11 protein-coding genes are annotated in these 16,035 nt (G+C 64.4%); 5 read left to right on the top strand and 6 right to left on the bottom strand.

Features of this window, described 5'->3' with window-relative positions; genetic code table 11:
• Positions 1-30: 30 nt before the first annotated feature.
• The 5 genes from kduI to QRN25_RS11980 form a co-directional block, all read right to left on the bottom strand.
• The gene (gene kduI / locus QRN25_RS11995) at positions 31-867 is read right to left on the bottom strand and encodes a 5-dehydro-4-deoxy-D-glucuronate isomerase (RefSeq protein ID WP_285019679.1); all 837 of its coding nucleotides are present in this window, start codon (positions 865-867) and stop codon (positions 31-33) included.
• Between the two features lie 64 nt (positions 868-931).
• Positions 932-1,744: a class I mannose-6-phosphate isomerase gene (locus QRN25_RS11990; protein ID WP_285019678.1), complete on the bottom strand. Its 813-nt coding sequence runs from the start codon at positions 1,742-1,744 to the stop codon at positions 932-934.
• Positions 1,741-1,869 (bottom strand): hypothetical protein, encoded by a 129-nt coding sequence (locus QRN25_RS26365; RefSeq protein ID WP_350224249.1) that lies wholly within the window; start codon positions 1,867-1,869, stop codon positions 1,741-1,743. Before QRN25_RS26365 ends, QRN25_RS11990 begins: the two co-directional genes overlap by 4 nt.
• Positions 1,866-3,044: a glycoside hydrolase family 88 protein gene (locus QRN25_RS11985; RefSeq protein WP_285019677.1), complete on the bottom strand. Its 1,179-nt coding sequence runs from the start codon at positions 3,042-3,044 to the stop codon at positions 1,866-1,868. The genes QRN25_RS26365 and QRN25_RS11985 overlap by 4 nt, the downstream gene beginning before the upstream one ends.
• Positions 3,044-4,336, bottom strand: coding sequence for an oligosaccharide MFS transporter (locus tag QRN25_RS11980; protein ID WP_285019676.1), 1,293 nt, complete (start codon positions 4,334-4,336; stop codon positions 3,044-3,046). Before QRN25_RS11980 ends, QRN25_RS11985 begins: the two co-directional genes overlap by 1 nt.
• A 204-nt stretch (positions 4,337-4,540) precedes the next feature.
• On the opposite strand from QRN25_RS11980, the gene QRN25_RS11975 reads away from it, so the two are divergent.
• The 4 genes from QRN25_RS11975 to QRN25_RS11960 are packed head-to-tail and all read left to right on the top strand — an operon-like array spanning position 4,541 to position 9,680.
• Positions 4,541-5,605, top strand: coding sequence for a LacI family DNA-binding transcriptional regulator (locus tag QRN25_RS11975; protein ID WP_285019675.1), 1,065 nt, complete (start codon positions 4,541-4,543; stop codon positions 5,603-5,605).
• A 48-nt stretch (positions 5,606-5,653) separates the two neighbouring features.
• Positions 5,654-6,541: an ROK family protein gene (locus QRN25_RS11970; RefSeq protein WP_285019674.1), complete on the top strand. Its 888-nt coding sequence runs from the start codon at positions 5,654-5,656 to the stop codon at positions 6,539-6,541.
• Positions 6,542-6,555: 14 nt separating this feature from the next.
• Positions 6,556-8,271 (top strand): glycoside hydrolase family 43 protein, encoded by a 1,716-nt coding sequence (locus QRN25_RS11965; RefSeq protein ID WP_285019673.1) that lies wholly within the window; start codon positions 6,556-6,558, stop codon positions 8,269-8,271.
• On the top strand, positions 8,268-9,680 hold the full coding sequence (locus tag QRN25_RS11960; protein WP_285019672.1) for a glycosyl hydrolase family 28 protein: 1,413 nt from the start codon (positions 8,268-8,270) through the stop codon (positions 9,678-9,680). Before QRN25_RS11965 ends, QRN25_RS11960 begins: the two co-directional genes overlap by 4 nt.
• Before the next feature lie 101 nt (positions 9,681-9,781).
• On the opposite strand, the gene QRN25_RS11955 is transcribed toward QRN25_RS11960, so the two are convergent.
• On the bottom strand, positions 9,782-12,613 hold the full coding sequence (locus QRN25_RS11955; protein ID WP_285019671.1) for a TonB-dependent receptor: 2,832 nt from the start codon (positions 12,611-12,613) through the stop codon (positions 9,782-9,784).
• Between the two features lie 542 nt (positions 12,614-13,155).
• Here QRN25_RS11955 and QRN25_RS11950 point away from each other — a divergent pair.
• Positions 13,156-15,981, top strand: a complete 2,826-nt coding sequence (locus QRN25_RS11950) for a TonB-dependent receptor domain-containing protein (protein ID WP_285019670.1) — start codon at positions 13,156-13,158, stop codon at positions 15,979-15,981.
• The last annotated feature ends 54 nt before the right edge of the window (positions 15,982-16,035 follow it).

Raw genomic sequence — 16,035 nt, 5'->3', positions numbered from 1 at the left:
CAATGACGAGCGTAGGGGGTAAGCGAAGGCTTACTGGAGCTGGCAGATGTCCAGCACGTTCATGTCGGTGTAGTCGAGGTTCTCGCCGCCCATCGCCCAGATGAAGGCGTACTTCTTGGTGCCCGAACCCATGTGGATCGACCACGGCGGGCTGATGACGGCCTCTTCGTTGGCGATGACGATGTGACGCATCTGGTCGGGCTCGCCCATGTAGTGGAAGATGCGGTCGTTCTCTTCGGGCAGCTCGAAGTACAGGTAGATTTCCGAGCGGCGGTCGTGGAGGTGCGGCGGCATCGTGTTCCAGACCGAGCCTTCTTCCAGCACGGTCAAGCCGAGCAGCAGCTGCGCGCTCTCGCACACGCCGGGGATCACGAGCTGGTAGATCGTGCGCTGGTTCGAGTTGGCGAGGTCGCCGCGCGCCAGCGGGTTGGCCTGGTCGAGCGTGATGTGCTTGATCGGCAGCGCCTTGTGAGCGGGAACCGAGGCGATGTAGAAGCGCGCGCCCTCACCCTCGAAGATCACCTCGTTCGTGCCCATGGGGACGTAGAGGCATTCCTTGTTCTTCATCTCGAAGCGCTGGCCGTCGATGGTGATTACGCCCGGGCCGCCAATGTTGGTGATGCCGGCCTCGCGGCGCTCGAAGAAGGACTTGCCCTCCGCGCTCTTGGGGACGGTCTGCAGCGGCAGGGCAAGCGGCTCAGCGCCCGGAACCGCGCCGCCGATGATGAAGCGCTCGTTGTGCGAGTAGTTGAGGTTGACCTCTCCCGCCTTGAACATGCCGGTGACCAGGTAGCGGTCGCGCAGTTCCTCGTTGGAGACACACTCCATCATGTCCGGATGGGTGGCGTGGTACGTCTTGCAGAACACTGGTTTCCCTCCTTGGGGTATCGGTTTGTCTGATGCTGTTCGAATTCGTGGTCTAGCCTCGGCCCTAGGACGACACGCGGGCGACAAGCGCATGCATTGGCCCCTCGGCGGCAATGTCGCAGGGGCCCTCGGAAACCCAGCACTCTCCGGCGGTCCAGCGATCTCCGTCGATGAGGCCGTGACCCTTGACCGGCACGAACCAGGAGACGTCGTCGGCGAGGGTGAACGTATCGCCATCCTTCCCAACAATGCTGTCCACGCTGAAAGGCGCGCCACCCGGTTCGACCAGGCATTCGTGCTCGTTTGCGGACACCGTCCGTTCGGGCATGCAATAGGGGCCCAGCTGTGCCACGGCGAGGCCGCGTTCGAGGTGGAGCTCGCGGGGGCGGCCGTAGTCGTAGAGGCGATACGTGACGTCGGCGCTCTGCTGGATTTCCACGATCTGCAGGCCCGCTCCGACGGCATGGATCGTTCCGGCCGGAATGTAGAAGAAGTTGCCCGGGCTGACCGGCTTCCAGTCGAGGAGATCCTGCAGCGATCCGTCGAGAGCGGCGGACCTGACCGCAGCGGCATCCATGTCAGCGAGCAGGCCTATGCCCAGCCGTGCATCCGCCTCTGCTTCGACGACATACCAGCACTCCGACTTTCCGCGCGGCAGGCCTACGGTCCGGGCATCGGCATCGTTCGGGTGCACCTGAACCGACAGCTTCTCGCTCGTGAACAGATACTTCACGAGCAGTGTCGAGGCATGCATCGGGGCATCGGTGAACCAGACCTCGCCGATCCGGTCTCCGGCTATGGACTGGAAAGCGGACGGGACATCGGTGATCCCCCAGGGCTTTGAAATACTGCGTGCAGTGAGGCGATGGACGGTCATTGACTGCTGCCTTCCACGGCTTTCGCCGGATTGATGATGACCCGGCGGTATCGGGTCAGCGCTGGAAATCTACGGTCGGTCACCTGCAGGATGGCGTAGATCGGCTTCGCCAAACCATGCGTCACGCCCAGTAGGGCGACCAGGGACGACGCAGGCGCATCAGGCCCTCGAGATAGAAGTAATCGCCCCAGATGCAGGCTTCATCGACGCCAGCCTTGTTAGGCATGTGGTAGACGCCGTGAAGGAGCAGCGCGTTGGACCCATCGACAGGCGCGAGGTAATCCTCCGAAAGCGTCTTCATGATCGCGACGGCCCAGGCCTCGTAGGTCTCGCGAAGGGCATCGGACAGCGGCAGTGCCTGGGCCAGCTCGAGCAGGCCGCAGGCGGCGATGGCGGCTGCCGAGCTGTCCCGGTCGACACCCTCGTTCTCGGTAAAGATCAGGTCCCAGCAGCAGATGCCATCGTCGGGAAGACGGTTGAGAAAATGGTTCGCCAGCCGCGAGGCGAGGTCAAGGTAGTGCTGCTTGCCGGTATGCCGCCAGGCGAGAGCGAAGCCATAGATGCCCCAGGCCTGTCCGCGCGCCCAGCTGCTGTCGTCAGAGTAGCCCTGGTGCGTGCTGCCGTGGCGCGGTTCGCCGGTGACGGTGTCGATGTAATAGGTATGGAACGTCGAGGCATCGGGGCGCACCAGCAGGCGCGCGGCCTGCTCGAGATGCTGGTCGGCCGCGGCCGCGAAGCGAGGATCGCCGGTCTCGCGGGTCGCCCAGTAGAGCAGCGGCACGTTGAGGTTGCAGTCGATGATCATGCGGCCGCGTTCGGCGGGCACGTCCATGTCGCCCCATGCCTGGATGACCTTCGCCACCGGATCGAAGCGCGCCAGCAGCTGTGCCGCCGCGGCAACGCCGGCATCCCTCGCGTTGCGATCGCCCGTCAGGCGATGACCGGCACAGGAGGACAGGGTGTACAGGAAGCCGAGATCGTGATGGTCGACGTTGATGCGCTTGTCGATCCGGTTGGCGAACGAGACGAGGTTCTGCGCCGCGATCTTGCGGTACTTGTCCGCCCCCGTGAATTCCCACGAGAGCCACAGCATCCCGGTCCAGAAGCCGTTGGTCCACTCGACATTGTCGATGGGGCCATAGATGTCGCTCTCGCTCGAGGGCGCGGGAAAATGGGTATCGAACTGCGGCAGCATGCGATCGACCCGCGCCAGTGCCGCGGCGATCCAGGCGTCGATCAGGTCCGGACCGGGGCGTTCGAGTGCGCGGGAAGCCAGGTCCTCGAAGGTAACTTCACTCATCAAAGAGCATCCTCGTAGCGGCGAGCGTCCGGTGCGGAGGCGATCGCGGCGGTGTCGTGCGCCTGTCCGGCCTTGGGAGGGACAGGCGTGTATTCGGGCGGGGTCGGGGCAAGGGAGAACGCCGACCAGATCCAGAAGAAGAGCGCGAAGCCCGCGATCAGGAAATACGTGTGCTGGAAGCCGAAGAAGTCGTATCCGATGCCCGCAAGCGGCGAGAGGATGGCGAGGCCAAGCGAATGGCCGAAGCTGACGCCGACCATGTAGACCGTCGAGGCGAACCGGCTCTCGAAGTGATAGGCGATGTAGCGGAAGATCGAGACGGCCAGGATCGGCAGTTCCACGGCATGCGCCATCTTGCACATAGAGATCGTGACCGGACCGATCGCGAAGCCCGATCCGGCGATGCGAATGATCATGATCATCGCCGCCAGCAGAAGTCCGCGGGTGGCGCCGATCCGACGCACAATGAGCGGAGCCACGAACATTCCTCCCGCCTCGACGAAGATCTGCGCCGCGTTGAGGTAGCCGAACATCGCGTTGCCTTCCTCGGGCGTCGGGAAGAGCGAGGAGAAGTAGAACGGAAACTGCTGGTCGTAGACGAGGTAGAGGTTGGTGACGCCGAGGATCAGGATCATGAACCGCCAGAAGCGGGCTTGGCCGAACAGGGCGAGCGTGTCGCGCAGCTTCAGCTGGTCGGCGGCCTGTTGCGCCTCCTCGTCCGGTTCGATCCGGGCAAGGCGGATAAGCGGGATCAGCGCCAGGCCGGCGAGGCTGGCGAGGAAGAAGTTGATCACCGGATCAAGGTTGTAGAGACGGCCGGAGAATGCCGCAGCCGTCGCGAAGCCGATCGAGCCCCACAGCCGGGTGCGGCTGTATTCGAAACCGTAGCGCCGGCCGACACGGTCGACGTAGCTCTCGAGGGCATAGCTGCCGGCCATGAAGGTGAAGCCGAGATAGATCCCGCCTGTGGCCGCACCCAGCATCAGGCTCCATCGCAGCAGCGGCGCATAGACGTACAGGAAGAACGGCCCGGCAAGGATCACCAGTGAGGCGATCATGACCGGCACCACTTTGCGAAAGCCCATGCGATCGGACAGGAAACCGTAGGCGGGCTGGGCCAGCATCGCCCCGATCGAGTTGACCGCGAAGACCGTCCCGGCCTGCGCGCCGTTCAGGTGCAGCGAGCGGGTCAGCCAAATCGACAGCAGCGACATCGCCATCGCCTGCGCGAAGAAGAACGCGAACAGGAAGGCGCCAAGAACCGCGTAGTTTCTTTGTCGATTGGCAAGCACGGCATCCTCGTTCGCTGCGTGGCGGCTGCTTCGATCTCGCGAACGCGCCGCATTCTGTTATCGATATCACGTATGCAGCCGCGATTCCCGTTTGGCAAGGGCCTAACTTGACACATGGCCAAGAGAGGTTATCGATATCAGAAAGGGAAGCGCGCTACCGTATCGGGTGCACGCCGGCCGTGATGGCCCTGGAGAGGCAATTTGATGGCAAATGAGTCGAAGCGCAAGGATAGCGGCGCGAAGAGTGCGCATCGCCCTGTCGTGACGATCCATGATGTGGCGCGTCATGCCGGTGTGTCGTCGATGACCGTATCGCGGGTGATGACCGGCAAGCGGCATGTCAGCGAGGCGATGCGCGAGCGGGTGAATGCCGCGATCGCCGAACTCGAGTATTCGCCCAATCTCAATGCGCGCAGCTTTTCGAGCGCGGTGCGGGTAGGGGCGATCTATTCCAATCCCTCCTCGTCGAACCTGGGGACCTTCCTCATGGGCGCGTTTCGCCAGAGCGGGGAGAGCGGCTGCCAGTTCCTCATCGAGCCGGGCGCGAACGAGGCGGAAGCCATCGCCAGCCTCCATCGTCTTGTCGAGGCGCGCATTGGCGGGGTCATCCTGCCGCCGCCGCTGTGCGATTCGCAGGCGCTCCTCGATCTCGCGGCGAGCGCGGACGTGATCCCGCTCGCCTTCGCGACGGCCATCCCCCGCGAAGGCATCTCGGCCATCATCGTCGACGACTACAAGGGCGCCTTCGACATGACGCGCTACCTCATCGGCAAGGGGCACCGTGCGATCGGCTTCATCCAGGGCGATCCGGCGCACTCTCCGTCCCAGCGCCGCGAGCAGGGCTACCGCGCGGCCATGGCAGGCGCATCGCTCACGATCCGCGACGAATGGATCGCGCCGGGGCTGTTCAGCTACCGCTCGGGGCTTGATGCCGCGCACAAGCTGCTCGACCAGCCCAACCGGCCGACCGCGATCTTCGCCAGCAACGACGACATGGCGGCGGCCGTCACCGCGGTTGCCCATGGCCTGGGCCTGCGGATCCCGGGCGACCTCAGCATCGCCGGCTTCGACGACGCGCAGATCGCCGCCACCATCTGGCCCGAGCTTACCACCATCCGTCAGCCGATCTCGGATATGGCGTCGCGCGCTGTCGCGCTGCTGAGCGACCAGGTGCGCGAGGCACGGACCGGCGCACGGCCGGAAGTGAAGCATGTGCGCGAGATGCTGACACTGGTCGAACGCGCCTCGACCGGCGCACCGATCGACTGAAGCGGCTGCGCCTGCAGCCATCCAGACATTTCGCGAAAGGAAAATCGCATGACCATCTTCGGCGCGATCGAAGCGGGGGGCACCAAGTTCGTCTGCGCGGTGGGCAGTTCGGGTGGCGGCTCGCTGCGCACCGTCACCATCCCGACGCGCGATCCCGATGCCACCTTCGCGGACGTGGAGGCGTTCTTCCGCTCGGCGGTGGACCTCGGCCCCTTGGCGGGGCTGGGTATCGCCAGCTTCGGGCCCGTCGGCGTCGACCCGGCCGGGCCGCAGTACGGGCGCATCCTCGCGACGCCCAAGCCGGGCTGGGAGGGAAGCGACATGATCGCGCGCGCGCTCGGTTTCCTCGACGTGCCGATCGGGCTGGATACCGATGTCAACGCCGCCGCCCTCGCGGAGATCGCGGCGATCGGCGGGGGCCTGCGCGATCTTGCCTATGTCACGGTGGGCACCGGGATCGGTGTGGGTCTCGTGAGCGCCGGCCGTACCGTCCATGGCATCGGTCATCCCGAGGCCGGGCACATCCCGGTCCGGCGACATCCGGCGCATGGCGATTTCGCTGGACTGTGCCCCTTCCACGGGGATTGCCTCGAGGGCCTTGCGGCAGGCCCCGCCGTGGCCGCGGCCTGGGATCTCACGCCTTCCCACGTCCCTCACGACCATCCGTTCTGGGATGTCGAGGCGAGCTATCTCGCGCAGCTGTGTGCCTCGCTGTTCCTGACCACCGGGCCGCAGCGCATCGTGCTCGGCGGAGGGGTGATGAAGCAGGAGCGCCTGCTGCCGCTGATCCGGGCGCGCACGCTCGAATTGCTGGGCGGCTATGTCCATGCGCTGCGCACGATCGACGACATGGAACGCGCGATCGTGTCGCCCGCATGCAGGGAGCCGTCCGGACTGGTCGGGGCCTTCCTGCTCGCCGAGGACGCCGCAGCCTGACCTGGGAGAAGACCATGCTTCGCACGAGCTCGCTTTCGCTCGCGGTTCTTGCCGCATGTATGACCGCAGGCGCATCCGCTGGAGCAGGTGCCGGTGACGGACGCTGGATCGCCGACCAGGGTAACCGCACCTATCGCAACCCGGTGCTGGCGGGCGACTATTCGGACCCCGATGCCGTTCGGGTCGGCGACGATTTCTATCTCGTGTCGTCCTCGTTCACGGATGTACCGGGCCTGCCGATCCTCCACTCGCGCGACCTCGTCAACTGGACGCTGATCGGTCATGCCCTTCGCCGTCTGCCCCCTGACGACCATTATCGCACCGCCCGGCGAGGAGGAGGAGTGTGGGCCCCCGCAATCCGTCATCGCGATGGTCGCTTCGTGATCTACTATCCCGACCCGGACCGCGGCATCTTCATGGTCTCGGCGATCGACCCGAAGGGGCCATGGAGCGAGCCGGTGCTGGTGGACGGGACCACCGGCGCGATCGATCCGGCGCCGTTCTGGGACGATGACGGCACCGGCTGGCTCGCATACGCCTTCGCGAAGAGCCGGGCGGGCAAGGCGAACCTCATCGCGCTCAAGCGGCTGAATGCGGAAGGCACCAGGACCGAAGGCCACGAACGCATCATCATTGACGCCGGGCGAATGCCCGAGGTCGCGACGAGCCTCGGGCCGCGTCCCTGGCAGACGACCGAAGGGCCCAAGCTCTACAAGCGCGGTGGCTGGTACTACGTGTTCGTGCCCAGTGGCAGCGTCAAGGGCGGCTGGCAGGGCGTGTTCCGCAGTCGCAGGATCACCGGTCCCTATGAGGGGCGCAATGTGATGGATCAGGGCGGCACGGCGATCAACGGGCCGCACCAGGGCGCGTGGGTCGACACGCCGGGCGGCGAGGACTGGTTCCTCCATTTCCAGGATCGCGATGCCTATGGGCGGATCGTCCACCTCCAGCCGATGCGTTGGAAGGACGGCTGGCCGGTGATCGGGACCGACACCGATGGCGACGGCCGCGGCGAGCCGGTGCTCGTGCATCGCAAACCCGGCGTGGCGACACAGCAGGTCGCGGCGCCGGTTGCCGATGACGAATTCGATCAAGGCTTTTCTCTCGCCTGGCAGTTCGGCAGCAACCCCGGAGACGACTGGGCCAGCGTCGAGGACGGATGGCTGAACCTCAAGTCGGTGACGGGATCCGCGGACCTGTACGAGACCGGGGCGGTGCTGTCACAGAAGCTTCCCGGACCGGCGTTCTGTGCGAGTACGCTGATGCGCTTTGCGCCCCTGCGGATCGGCGAGCGGGCCGGGCTGGCGGTCCACGGGGTCAACTTTGCATGGATTGGCCTGGAGAACCGCCCCGAAGGCATTCGGGTGGTGCAGGTCCGCAAGGATGACGAGCGTCCCGCCATGCCGATCACCGAAATAGCCGGGCCGGTGCTGAAGCAGGACCGTGTCTGGCTCAGGGCCTGCGCCAGGCCGGTCATGGTGGATGTGCCGCCCCCCGACTTCGCGCCCTACTGGCCCTCGATGCTGCGCGATACCCGCATGGCGGTGCGCTTCGCCTACAGTCTCGACGGCGCGCGGTATGAAGAGCTGGGATCGACGTTCGAAGCCAGGCAGGGGCGCTGGGTCGGCGCCCAGATCGGTCTCTTCGCGCAGGCTGCCCTCGGCACGCCGGCCGCGGTGGCGACGAGTGTCGGATACGCGCGGTACGACTGGTGGAGGATCGGACAGTGAAGCCCTTGGCGCTCGTCGCGCTTGGTGCGCTTGCCGTTGGACTTCCCGCACAGGCCACGCCGGCCGCCGCGCCCGGGGTTCTCGAGGTCTACCCGCCGCCGCCGGGCAGCGACTACTACACCTCGTTCGACGACACTTTCACGGTGCGGGTACGACAGCCCGGAGGGGAATGGCGGGACCTGTACGAATACCGCGTCATGGTCGATCTCGACAAGCCGCAGCCCGCCTCGATGGTCACCTTCGGGACCAGCGTCCCGGTCGAGGTGGCGATCCAGAAGAACAACGGTGCGGTTCGTCACGTTACCGTGCGGCCCGCGTCGCGCGGCATCGCGGCCAGGCTCGTTGGCGCGATCGCCTACCTGAAGCTGGATGGCCCGGCGAACCTGTCGGTCGAGTTCGACGATGATCGCCTGCACAACCTCCATCTCTTCGCCAATCCGATCTATCCGGCCGCCAAGCCCGCGAAAGGGCGCAAGCTCGTGGCGTTCGGTCCCGGCATTCATGTCCCGCCGCCAGGGCAGGACAGCTTCCGCTTCAAATCGAATACCGATGTGCGCCTTGCCGGCGGCGCGATCCTCAAGGGGCAGGTCGATGTCGCCAACGCGCACGACGTGCGCATCGTCGGGCCCGGCATCGTCAAGGGCGGCAAGGAGGGGATAACCGTTCTCCATTCCCAAGCCATCGGGATCGAAGGTCCGATCGTGATCAACCCGGGCCATTATACCTTGATGTGCGGACAGTCGCGTGGGCTGACGATCCGCAACCTGCGTACCTTCAGTGCGGGCGGCTGGACCGACGGCATCGACCTGATGGCCTGCTCGGACGTCCACATCGACGGCGCATTCCTGCGGACTTCCGACGATGCCGTGGCGATCTATGCCGATCGCTGGGACTATCACGGCAATGCGCGCAACTACCTCGTGGAGAACTCGACGCTCTGGGCTGATGTCGCCCATCCGGTGAACATCGGGCTTCATGGCAGCAAGGACGAGCCGCGCACGATCGAGAACCTAGTGTTCCGCAACATCGATATTCTCGATCACGACGAGGACGACCGCGACTATCAGGGCGCGCTGGCGATCACCGATGGTGACAACAATCTGGTCCGCAACGTGGTGTTCGACGACATCCGCATAGACCGGATCGAGGAGGGCATGCTGTTCAATTTCCGGGTGGTCTTCAACCAGAAGTACAGCCTTGCTCCGGGGCGCGGGATCGAGAACATCGTGATGCGCCATGTCCGGTTGCGCCGCGGGAGCGTGAACCGCCCCGTCGTCGCCGGATTCGACGCCCACAGGAGCGTGCACGATGTCAGCCTTGTCGATGTAGGCGGACCGGATGGGGCCCTGTCGCTCGAGGATATCGATGTCGGACCCTACGCGGAACGGGTCTCGATCTTGCCGCGGTGAAACGCGGGCACTGTAAAAAATGGGTCGCCGGCGGAGGAGCCGGCGACCCATCAGGCTTGAGAGGGTTTCATTGGGAGGAGTCCCCTCTCGTCCCGGAAGCGTCAGCTTCCGAAATTGTAGCGCAGGGTCGCGCCGAAGTTGCGGCCGTTCATGAAATGCTGGCGTTCGATCCCGGTCGCGAGATCGGGTTCGCCGACGAAGCGGTCGGCCGCCTGGTTGGTCAGGTTCGAAGCGGTGATCGCGAGCGAGAAGTTGTGAGGCAGGTTGAAGTTGATCGAGGCATCGAGGAGTCCGAAGCTGCGGATGTAGCGACCGTCGATCGGGTTGGCCGCCAAGCCGAACAGGATCGCCTTGGAGCGCCAGGTGTAGACGAGGCGCGCCGAGATCGTCTTGTCCTCGTAGAGCCCGGTCACCGAGTACGAGTACTTGGACGTCAGCGGCTGCATCGTGGTGATGCGCTGTCCGTTGAGCGTCAGCGGATTCTTCGTCTCGACGTAGGTGAACGAGCCCTGCACGCCGAAGCGGTGCGCGAAGTCAGGCAGGAAGTCGTAGTCGAAGAAGGTCTGCCCCGCCAGTTCGATACCCTTGGCGGTTCCCTTCTCGCCATTGATGGTCTGGGTGATGAAGTACTGGTCGCCCGAGCAGCTGGTATTAGTCGTCGGGGTCGGGGCACCGGAGACGTTCTGGCACGAGGACACGCCGCTGAAGAATCCGTCGATTTTCTTGTAGAACAGCGCGGCGGAGACGTAGTTCACCGGCGAGAAGTAGTGCTCGAACGAGAGGTCGAAGCTCTGTGCGGTCTGGGGCTTGAGGTCCGGGTTGCCTACCGCGCCTACGCCGGCGGCGGTGTTGATGATCAGGGAGGGATTGAGCGCCGAGAATTCGGGACGGGTGATCCCCTTGCCGTAGCCGAAGCGTACGAGCGTATCGGGCGTGATGTAGCCTGTCAGGTTGAAGCTGGGCAGCGCATAGGTGTACGAGGATGTGCTTTCGCTCGGAACCACGTTGCCGGTGCTGAGCGGATCGATCATCGCGCGAACGAACGTGTCGGTCTTGACCACGCGAACGCCGGCGTTGCCCTTGATCCGGTCGTCGAGGAACCCGAAGTCGGCGACGGCGTAGCCAGCGTAGCTCTTCTCGCTGAAGTAGCGACGATTGAGCACGATTTCGGCCAGCGAGTCCTCCGGCAGTATTCCCGCGTTGGCAAAACGCGAGCGTACGTTGTCGCCCAGCAGGGCATCGGGTGAGAACGTCAGGTAGCCGCCCGAGTAACCCGCCTCGCCATTCATGAAGTTGGTGGGCGATGCCGCGACGAGATCCGCCATCGAGGCCACCGATATCGCGTTCGAACGATCGGCAGCAAGCGCCAGTCCGTTGGTGGTCAGGTTGCGGTTGCTGAACGAGTAGTTGCGGTAACGGTCCTTCTGGGTGGCGTAGCGTGCGCCGACCTTGATGTCCTTGAGGAAGGAATCGTCGAACTTGTACACCAGATCGAGCACGGCGGAGATGCCGTCGTCACGCCAGGCCTGGTTGGTCGCGTTCGAGTAGTTGTTGAATACCCAGGAACTCGCGGACGACAGGTCGGGGCCGGTGATCGAGACCTGTTGCGGTCTGCCAAGATCACGGGTGATGTCCCAGGTCAGCCCGGCGGCCGAGGCCAGCGTCACGGCCCGGTTGTCCTGCGTCTGATCGGCCTTGACGTAAGAGAAATCGAAATCGACGTCGAGGTGATCGGTCGCGGCCCACTTCGTGCCGCCCGCGATGACGAAGGTCTTGTACCGGCGATGCTCGTCGCCGCCGGTGGTCGACAGCCCGGAGTTCAGGAACGTGCCGCCGGTGATGCGCTGGCCGGACAGCAGGTCGTTCGACCCGCCGTTTGCGTTGCGGTTGGCCAGCATCTCGTCGATCGTGAAGGCCTTTGTCGTCAGGCCTTGCGCGTACCGGCTGTCGGTCGCGTTGAGGAAGCGATAGTTCTGGTGGTAGAGGTACGAGTTGTAGTTGCCCTCCACGTAAAACTCGAGCCCCGGACCCGGGCGCCATTGCAAGGCACCGTTGAGCCCCTTGCGGGTGCGGGCATAGTCCTCCTGGGCGATGTTGTTCTGCACCCCGACCGACGTCAGCAGGTTCTGGCGATCGCTTGCCGAGACGGTGGCCGGATTGACGTCCGCCAGATAGGTCACGTCCGAGCGGCCGAGATAGGCGCCATTGAGGTTCAGCCCGGTGCCGACGTTGGCCGCATATTCGGCGCTGTCCGCGCGGATCGCCCGGCGGAACTGGGTGCCGCCGACCGAGGGCGTGTTGTCGCCGCGATTGAAGCTCTTGGCGTAGCTTGCCGCCAGCAGCACACCGATCTCGCCGCCGCCTGGAAGGTCCCAGCGGTTCGACACCATCCCGAAATATTCGGGCGTGAGCTTCTTGCCCAGATCGTTGTAACGCCCGCCCGCTGCGGCGGATAAGGCCAGGCCCTTGAAGTCGAAGGGCTTGCGCGTGCGGATGTTGACCAGACCACCGATTGCGCCTTCGATATGCTCGGCCGACGGGTTCTTGAACACATCGAGGCCGGCCACCATGCCAGGGCTCGCGCCCTCGACGTTGAATTCGCGGCTGCCCGCGGTGAAGTAGGCGCGTCCGTCAACGCGCGATCCGGTCTGGCCCGTGAGGCCGCGAATGGTCAGGCCCGAACCGTTGCCGACGGGCGACGACGCCTCGCCGCCGAAGCGATAGGCCTGGACGCCCGGCACCCGCGTCAGGGTCTCGGCGACGTTCGGATCGGGCAGTTTCCCGATGTCCTGCGCGGTGATGGAGTCGACGACTTCCATCGTGTTCTTCTTCATCTGGACGGCGCTTTGCAGACTGGCGCGAATGCCGGTCACCACGATGTCCTGGCTCGCGGTTTCCGTTGAATCGGTCTCGGTCTGGGCAAGTGCAGGCATGGCAATGCAGCTCGCGAGAAGTGCGGACGTCAAGCGTACGATGTTGTTCATATATCCCCTCCGGCAGTTCGGATGCTTTGGGCACCCTGAACTTCTTCGACTCCCTCGAACCCTTACTGGTATCGATACCCATTCTGATATCGATACCAGATACGCTGCGCAACCGGAATCTTTCACTCGAGCGGGTGCTCGGAGATATTGCCAATAAAATCATCGCCATGCTGGCAGATCCGGGGGTGCGGATTGCCGTTTGCCGAGATTGCGTCAGGCGATTTCGGCTTGGTGGGGTGTTGCCGGTTGACCGCCCGCATGGACTCGCTGTGGGGAGGGGGTGTCGCAGACGGCAGCGCATTGGGTGGGTCCAAGCATGCTCGGCGACGTGCCGAGGTCCATCTGCCTTCGTGAGATCGTCTCGGCTTGCCGCGCCCAGGCGGCGGATCGCACCAATCTCAAAAACCCTATTGTCGAAAATATCTGATATCGATATCAGTATTCGCAGCAGGCCCGCCTGCCAATCCAGAACATCACGACAGGAGAGGATGATGACGCGATCGCGCATCACGACCATTGCAATGCTTTGGGCAGGCGTCGCACTGCCCGCACTCGTACCGGCAGCGGCGCAAGCGCAGGGCGCGGCGGCGAGCGCTGCGCCTGCCCAGGAGGAGGCAACCACCGAGGAGATCATCGTCACCGGTGTCCTGCGCGACACCGCCGCTTCCAAGGCGCCGGTCGCGGTGACCACGGTCGGTGAGGAGAAGATCCGCGATACCGTCCCGGTCAGCGCCGCGGATCTGCTGACCGAGATTCCCGGCGTCGTGGTGAACAGTGACGCCGGCGAGACCAAGAACACTGTCTATGCGCGTGGTCTATCCAACGGCACCGCCTCCGGAACGTACGGCTATTACTGGACGACGATCCTCGAGGACGGCATGCCCGTCGTGCCCGCGCCGTACTCGAATTTCCAGCCGGACATGTTCCTGCGCGCCGATGCGACCATCAAGCGGGTCCAGGCGGTGCGCGGCGGTTCCGCCGCCGTCACCGGCCCGAACGCTCCGGGCGGCCTGTTCAACTACATCTCGAAAACCGGGCTCTCGGATCCCGGCGGACTTGCCATCGCGCGCCTGGGCATCGAGGGCGAGGACAATCCCTACCAGAAGTTCGACCTGTACTACGGGTGGCGCAACGAGGAGCGCAATCTCGGCTTCTCGATTGGCGGAAACTATCGTCGCAGCTTCGGCTACCGCGACATTCCCTATCCGCTGAACCGGGGCGGGCAGATCAAGGCCAACGCCAACGTCAACTACGATTCGGGGTTGGGATCGGGCGGTTTTCTCGTCAGCTTCAAGTATCTCAACGACCACACCGGCAATCTCGATAATTATCGCCCGCTGGCCTACGGCTTCGACAATCCGCAGTTCACCGAGCAGTTCGGCAATTCGGTCAACTTCCTGCCCACCGGAAACCTCTCGCACACCGTGCCCTTCGGCGGCGATGGCGACACGCGCGAGTGGAATCCCAGCAGCTTCAGCCACGAGAAGTCGATTGCCGGCGGCATCAAGTGGGATCACGAGTTCGGCGGCGGCTGGTCGTTCACCAACAACCTTCGCATCCAGCGCAATCAGGTCAACCATACCTACGCCACCGACATCGGCTACCAGAGCCTGCTGAACGCCGACACCTTCCGCCTGCTCGGAACCCAGGCAGCAGGGCTTGCCAACACGCCCGGCTTCTTCACGCTAAGCGACCGGTCCACCGGTCAGGTGCTGGCCCGCGTCTATCGCGTCACCGCCGCGAGTCAGAACGGGGTCTGCGTGACGCCGGTGAGCAACGGTTACTGCATCGACCGCAACACGCCCAACCTCCTGCCCAACCAGAGCATCGTCAACCAGGCCCCGATCGACAGCAGCAACCTCATCCTGACGGTGGGATCATCCAATGCCAGCGGCGTGATCCGCAGCCGCGACATCACCGACCAGTTCACCCTGACCAAGGACTTCGGTCCGGTCACGGTGACCGCGGGCACCTACTTCAACCTGACCCGCTTCTCCCGGGACTTCGCCTATGCGGGCCGCGGGATCATGCCGCTGCAGAACAATCCGACCACGCTGGACGTCGACTTCCAGACCACGACGACGACCGCGGCCGGTGGCGCCGCTGGCACCGTCTACCAGCTGACCGATCCGACCGGCTTCGGCGCGTTGGGGAGCAGCACTGGCCTCACGCTTCGCGACCGGGCCAACGTCCGCGAGATTTCGCCGATGTTCGGGATCACCTGGGAGCCGACCAGCCGCCTGCTGTTCGACTTCGGGGCCCGCTACACCTTCTACCGGGGCTGGGGCGTCAACCGGCGCTACTCGACCAATCCGAATGCGGCCTCACGCACCTTCGGCGGCGTCGATGGCGATCCGCTGACCCTGTACGACAACCTTTACGCGATCGAATCGGCAGCGACGACGTTCCGCTACGACAAGAGCACAAGGTTCCTGCAGTACAGCGGCGCCGTCAGCTACATGATCAGCAGCCAGGCCGCGCTCTACGCCCGCTACACCAAGGGAAGGAAGAACAACGACGCATTCTGGGACGGCTTCAACGTCTCCCAGACCCTCGCAGATCAATTCTCGCTCGACCCGCTGCCGACGATCGAGCAGTACGAGCTGTCGCTGCAGTTCCGCAACAAGTGGCTGACCTTCAATCCGGTGGTGTTCTACACCGACCTGACGAACGTGGCGGTGCGCAACAACAGCGGCCTGCTTGCCGACGGCGTCACGCGCTACACGACGCGCCCGTTCTTCAGCCATTATCGCTCGTACGGCGTGGAACTGGACAATGCGATCCGCTTCACGCGCTGGTTCGACATCCGCAATGTGCTGACCTTGAACAAGGGCAAGACCGTCTCGTTCGCCTCGATCAGCCTTGGAACCTGCAACGGGGTGCCCACCCCTGAAAGGTGCCCCAATGGAATCCTGCCTCCCGACGACGATACCGCGACCTATCTGTCCGGACCGCAGGAGCGGGCCGCCGTCGTCACCTACAACGGAACCGCGAACCTTCATTTCGGACCGTTCGCGGCGTACTACCGCTTCCGCTACATCAGTTCGCGCCCGGTGACCGTTCGCGACACTTTCCGCCTGCCTGCGCAGAAGCTCTCCGATATCGGCCTGCGCTACAACCTGAGCAAGGCGGTCACTCTCAATCTCAACGTCAACAACCTGTTCAACGACATGAACCCGACGCAGCTCAGCCAAGTTGGCACGCGTCCTCCGGAACTGACGGAAGAACAGTTCTTGGAAATGTACCCCAACGCGCTGTCGCAAGTGCAGACGAACGCACCGCGATCCTATTTTTTCACTGCGACCGCTCGCTTCTAAGTGTCTGATTCAAAATTGCGGGCGTGGCAATCAGGGCCTTGCGATGCGGCGAGC

It is taken from the genome of Novosphingobium sp. fls2-241-R2A-195, from assembly GCF_030209485.1.
Taxonomy (GTDB): domain Bacteria; phylum Pseudomonadota; class Alphaproteobacteria; order Sphingomonadales; family Sphingomonadaceae; genus Novosphingobium; species Novosphingobium resinovorum.
Note: the sequence above shows the minus strand (reverse complement) of the source record. Positions and strands in the feature narration are given on the sequence as shown.